Annotated in this window: 1 protein-coding gene; it reads right to left on the reverse strand. The window is 54.0% G+C overall.

Going from position 1 to position 893, the window contains the following annotated elements:
- Positions 1-893: beta-ketoacyl [acyl carrier protein] synthase domain-containing protein (locus CPT76_RS35225; protein WP_146116541.1), on the reverse strand; the 893-nt coding region annotated here is incomplete at both ends.

The raw sequence follows: 893 nt of genomic DNA on the forward strand, positions 1-893 counted from the left end.
TCAGGGCATGAAGCGTAGCTTTGAACAACCATGTGAACATTCGTGCCGCTCATGCCGAAGGCGCTTACCGCACCCAAGCGTCCGGATTCCGTTTCCGGCCAGGGGACACTCTCCCTGCTGACATATACGGGACTGTTTTCCCACTGTATAAAATCATTACCCTGCTCCAAATGTGTGCTGCCAGGAATCAGCTCATGACGGAACGCCTGAACCAAATGAATCAGATTGACCAGTCCGGAAGCGGCAAACGTGTGTCCAAAATGAGGCTTGTTGGATGAGATGGCACAGAAGCCTTTTTGATCCGTGTAACGTCTAAATGCTTCCTGCAACGCGCCTACCTCAACCGGATCCCCCAATTTGGTTCCTGTCCCGTGCGAGACGATATATTCGATATGCTCCGGATGAATCCCGGCCTGATCGTACACCGACTGGATCAGTTCAGTCTGCGCAACCGCGCTCGGTGCAGTAATTCCGTTGGTTCTGCCGTCGTAATTGATTCCGCTGCCGCGGATGACACCCAGGATCGGGTCTCCATCCTCTTCCGCCTTGGAGAGCCTTTTCAGTACGACAACGGCAACCGCCTCTCCGGGAACCAAGCCGTTCGCCCGCTTATCGAACGTCAAGCATTTCCCGTCTTTGGAGAGCATACCGGCCTTGCTCATCGCCAAGTATGGAGCAGGAGTAAGCATCAAATTCACGCCTGCAGCAATAGCGGTATCGCATTCGCCGCTGCGGAGGCTAAGGCAAGCTTGATGTGCGGCGGCAAGTCCGGATGAGCAAGCAGTGTCGACCGTTAGCACAGGTCCCTTCAAATCCAGGAAATAAGAAAGCCTTGCCGCAAGGATCGCATTATGGTTGGAGGTAATTCCTTGTTCGTGCAGGAGCTGCTGATA

Source organism: Paenibacillus sp. AR247, assembly GCF_002968895.1.
GTDB classification, from domain to species: Bacteria; Bacillota; Bacilli; order Paenibacillales; family Paenibacillaceae; genus Paenibacillus_AQ; species Paenibacillus_AQ favisporus.